The organism is Ralstonia sp. OTU4908, assembly GCF_038440115.1.
Classification (GTDB): Bacteria; Pseudomonadota; Gammaproteobacteria; order Burkholderiales; family Burkholderiaceae; genus Ralstonia; species Ralstonia pickettii.
In genome coordinates this window covers 1-4,734 of record NZ_JASATD010000075.1, presented here as the reverse complement: position 1 = coordinate 4,734, position 4,734 = coordinate 1, and the positions used below count along the sequence as shown (strand labels likewise).

Genomic DNA, 4,734 nt, shown 5'->3' with positions numbered 1-4,734 from the left:
TGCACCCTCTGGGCACAAGCCGAAACGACAAAGGCCAACCGCGCGATGGGTTGGCCTTTTTTCTTTTGACGTTGAGCCCTTGATGGCGCCTTGAATTTTTGTGAGCGGGCGGGAAAAGGAAGGAGGCTTGTCTGAGCGCAGCGAGTTTGCCTCCTTCCCCGCACGGTCACACAAATTCAAGGGGAAGTCGCCATCTCGGGCGCGCCTTTCTTTTGCTTACTTTTCTTTGGAAAGACAAAGAAAGTGAGTCGATCCCGGCAGGGAACGAAAGGGGGATAAACCACCAACGGCAAAGAAATCAATTCCCCGCTCCCTGAATGTAATTCAGATCAACAAACTCGCTCCCCCGATTTCCACGCGTGAAATCCAGCGTGAACCCGCCCACATCAACGCGCGTCTGCAACGCGCGCCGCAGTTCCACGCCGGTCACCTTGCCGCCCGCGGCATTCATCGCCTGAACCAAATACACCGCGGCGATATACCCCGATAGCGTCGCGGCGGAAGGCGGCTCATCCAGAAACTGCTTCATCCGCGCCATATGCTCGCGCGCGACCTTGGTGACGCCGCTGGCCGGGTTTGGCACCGTCTGGGCGAGCAGCATGCCGCCGCTGTAGCCCGAGCCCAGGATTTCGCGCGCCACTTGAGGGTTGACGGACGACAGCCCGACCAGAAAGCCATACCAGCCCTGCTGCGCCAGCGCACGTCCGACGGTGGCGTAGGTGAGCGTGTCGCCGGCGACGATCACCGCTGTGGGCTTTGTCGGCGCGATGCGGGCCGCAAGCTCGGCCGGGTCTCCGGTGAGTGTGTAAAGGTCCAGCGTTTCGGCAGCATTTCCCTTGGCGATCGAGCCACGCAGACGCACCCCGAGTTGCGGATCGAAGCCCGCTGCCGTGACGAGTGCAATCCGCCGCATGCCGAACTGCCGCAGCCGGTTGTGCGCGGCGACGATTTCGTGGTCGTAATCGGGGCGGATGAACAAAACGTTGTCGGCGGTCGACGTCGCACCTGAGAGCGGGGCGAGCAACGGCACATTGCGCCGTGCGATCTCGGGAGACGCTGCCAGCACCGGCAGCAAGCGTTCGCTTACGCCAAAGAGCAACTCGACATGGTCGCGTTCGATCATGTCAACGGCCTGCGGGATGGCTTCGTTGAGCGCCGCCTCGCGCCGGACGAGGCTGATGCGCCGGCCCTTGATGCCGCCGCTCTGGTTGGCTGCATCGAAAGCCACCTTGGCGCCCGCCATAAAGTCGCGCGCATAGTCGGCCTGGTCTGCGCCGCGCTCGATCAGCTGCCCCACGACGAACGACGTGCCTTGCGCATGCGCCGTCAGCGTGACGGCCGCCCAGGCCAGTGCGCACGCGCCGCGGCGTGCCAGTCTCTGCCACATGGTGCTTCCCCCAAAAGACGAGTCGACGGCCTGTGCTGTTGTGTTGTTTTGACGGCCTGCGTGCGACGGGCGACGAGCCCTTGGCGCCGATCGCCGATGTTAGGGGGCAGAACATGACAGATCGGTGAAGTTGGGGCCCTCCCAACGGAGGGTGAGGCGCGTTTGAACAGGTGTGGACCGACGTTGACACACATCAACGCGGCGCTCACCTGGCAGTTTTAGGATGAGCCATCGCCCCCACGACGATCGCCCCCATGTTTCCGTTCGCGAAAATGGCTGACACTCCGTCTGCCGAAAATGACACCGCCTTCCGCTGGTCGGCGCCGCAGGTGCGCGCGCTCGCGCAGCGCTTTGATACGTACGGCCCGCGCTACACCTCGTACCCAACGGCCGACCGCTTCCACAACGGGTTCGGCAACTCCGACTATCTCGACGCCTTGCACCGCCGCGCCGCGATCGCGCCCGCGCTGCATGCGCCGCTGTCGCTGTACATGCACCTGCCGTTCTGCGCGAACCTTTGCTACTACTGCGGCTGCAACAAGGTCATCACAAAGGACCGCTCGCGCAGCGCCCGCTACGTTGAAACGCTCGCGCGCGAGATGGCGATGGTGGCCAGCCAGATTGGCCCACTGCGCCGCGTGACGCAGTTGCATTGGGGCGGCGGCACGCCGACTTTTCTTGCGCACGACGAAATGCGTGCCGTGATGGCCGCCACGCGCGAGCATTTCGACGTGGCCAACGATGGCGAGATCTCCGTCGAACTCGACCCGCGCCATGCCGACGACGCCACGCTCGAAGTCTTGGCTGAAATCGGCTTCAACCGCGCAAGCCTGGGCATCCAAGACTTCGACCCCGACGTCCAGCGCGCCGTCCACCGCATCCAAAGTGTGGAAGAGACGCGCCGTGTGGTCGATACCGCGCGCCGGCTGGGCCTCGAGTCGATCAGCTTCGACCTGATCTACGGCTTGCCATATCAGCGCACGGAAACCTTCAACGCCACGCTGGATCGCGTGCTGGAGATGGCGCCCGATCGGCTGTCCGTCTACAGCTATGCGCATCTGCCGCACCTGTTCAAGGCGCAGCGCCGCATCGACATGTTCACGCTGCCTACCGCCGACGAGAAGCTCGACTTACTCGCCATGACGGTCGAGCGGCTCGTCGCCGAAGGCTATGTCTACATCGGCATGGATCACTTCGCGCGGCCTGACGATGCACTTGCCATTGCGCAGCGTGAAGGGCGGCTGCAGCGCAATTTCCAGGGCTATTCCACGCACGCCGATTGCGACATGCTGGCGTTTGGCGTGTCCGCCATCAGCCGCGTGGGCGATGTGTATGCGCAGAACGAAAAGGATCTCGACGCTTACTACGCTCGCATCGACGCAGGCGAGCTGGCCGTGCTGCGCGGCATGTCGCTCACGCCGGACGATCACGTGCGCCGCGCGCTGATCGGCGAGCTGATGTGCGGATTTGAATTGAACATGCGCGCATTCGGCGCGCGCCACGGGCTGGACTTCAAGCGCAGTTTTGCGGACGAGTTGCAGGCGCTGGCGCCGCTGGAAGAAGCCGGGCTGGTGAAGGTCGGGGACGAGCGCATCGTCATCACACCGCAAGGGCGGCTGCTCGTGCGCCGCATCGCGATGGTGTTCGATGCGCACCTGCGCGAGGCGGGCACGGAGCGCGCGATGGAAGCCGAGGGCAAGCCCGTCACCTTCGTCCCGCGCTACTCCAAGGTGGTCTGACCTTCCTGCTGGCCCGAAGCCACGTCAGACCGTTGCCGGTTCGGGCTGCAGTGCAGTGGTTTGCGTCTGGGCGCTGACCAACGTCTGCGGCCAGATTTCCGCCAGGCGCAGCAGGTTGGTTGACCCGGCCTGACCGAACGGCATGCCCGCCGTGATGGCGATCTGGTCGCCCGACACGGCAAAGCCTTCACGCGCGGCAGCTCGGCACGCCGCATCCACCATCTCGTCGACATTGCTCACATCGGGGCTGACCGTGCTGTGTACACCCCACGTGATCGCCAGACGGCGCGCCGTATCCAGGCGCGGCGTGATGCTCACGATGGGCGCCAGTGGCCGCTCGCGTGCGGCGCGCAGGCTGGTCTTGCCGCTGGACGTGTAGGTGACGGTAGCCACTGCGCCCAGGATGTGCGTCACGTCACGCAGGGCCGCGCAGATTGCGTCCTGGCGCGTGGGCAGCGGCGGTTGGTGCTGCGCGTCGATCAGGTTGCGGTAGAGCGGGTCGCGTTCGGTCTCGGCGATGATGCGGTTCATGATGCTGACCGCCGCCACCGGATGCTTGCCGCTGGCCGACTCGGCCGACAGCATCACGGCATCGGTGCCGTCGTACACGGCGCTGGCCACGTCGGAGGCTTCGGCACGCGTCGGCACCGGCGCTTCGATCATCGATTCCAGCATCTGCGTGGCCACCACCACCGGCTTGCCATGCTGGCGCGCCATGCGCAGGATGCGCTTCTGCACGCCGGGCACGCGTTCGGGCGGCAGTTCCACGCCCAGATCACCACGCGCCACCATCAGGGCGTCGGACGCCTGCACGATGTCTTCCAGATGCAGCAGCGCTGCGGGCTTCTCGATCTTGGAGAGCAGGCCCGCGCGGTCGCCAATGATCTCGCGCGCGGCGATCACGTCTTCGGCGCGCTGCACGAACGACAGGGCGATCCAATCGACGCCCAGCGACAAGGCGAAGTCCAAGTCGCGCAGATCCTTCTCAGTAAGCGCGGGAATGGGAATCACGGCATCCGGCACATTCACGCCCTTGCGGTCCGACAGCGGGCCGCCATCGACCACGCGCGTGACGATGGCCGTCGGATCAGCCGCTTCGACTGCCAGGCGGATCTTGCCGTCGTCCAGCAACAGCGACTGGCCCGGCGCGGTCGCGGCGTACAGCTCGGGGTGCGGCAAGTGCACACGCGTGACATCACCCGGCGTCGGATCGCGATCGAGCACAAAGCGATCACCGTTCTTGAGCACGACGCGTCCGTCGGCAAAGGTGCCAATGCGCAGCTTCGGGCCTTGCATGTCAGCGAGGATGCCGATCGGGCGGCCGGTCTCGGCCTCCACCGCGCGCACGGTGTCGTAGCGCTTGCGGTGGTCTTCGTGCGAGCCGTGGCTGAAGTTCAGGCGGAAGACGTCTGCGCCGGCGTCGAAGAGGGCGCGGATGGTGTCTTTGTCGCTGCTGGCGGGGCCTAGGGTGGCTAGGATTTTGGTATTGCGGAAGCGGCGCATTTTGGTGTTTCCGGTGGGGTTGTTGTTTGGGCCTTGGTGGTCCATCTCCCTTTCACCCCCTGCCGGGGGCGACTCACTTTCTTTGTCTTGCCAAAGAAAGTAAGC

Annotated in this window: 3 protein-coding genes; 1 reads left to right on the top strand and 2 read right to left on the bottom strand. The window is 64.9% G+C overall.

All coding sequences use genetic code 11. The annotated features are described in order from the left end of the window. Positions 1-298: 298 nt before the first annotated feature. Positions 299-1,387: an ABC transporter substrate-binding protein gene (locus AAHM38_RS25145; protein ID WP_015855913.1), complete on the bottom strand. Its 1,089-nt coding sequence runs from the start codon at positions 1,385-1,387 to the stop codon at positions 299-301. Between the two features lie 254 nt (positions 1,388-1,641). Between AAHM38_RS25145 and hemN the strand changes: the two genes are divergently transcribed. Beyond that, the gene (hemN, locus tag AAHM38_RS25140; protein ID WP_015855912.1) at positions 1,642-3,126 is read left to right on the top strand and encodes an oxygen-independent coproporphyrinogen III oxidase; all 1,485 of its coding nucleotides are present in this window, start codon (positions 1,642-1,644) and stop codon (positions 3,124-3,126) included. A 24-nt stretch (positions 3,127-3,150) separates the two neighbouring features. Here the strand turns inward: hemN and pyk are convergent, their stop codons facing one another. After that, a complete protein-coding gene (pyk, locus tag AAHM38_RS25135; RefSeq protein WP_015855911.1) occupies positions 3,151-4,629 on the bottom strand; it encodes a pyruvate kinase in 1,479 nt (492 codons plus the stop codon). Between the last annotated feature and the right edge of the window lie 105 nt (positions 4,630-4,734).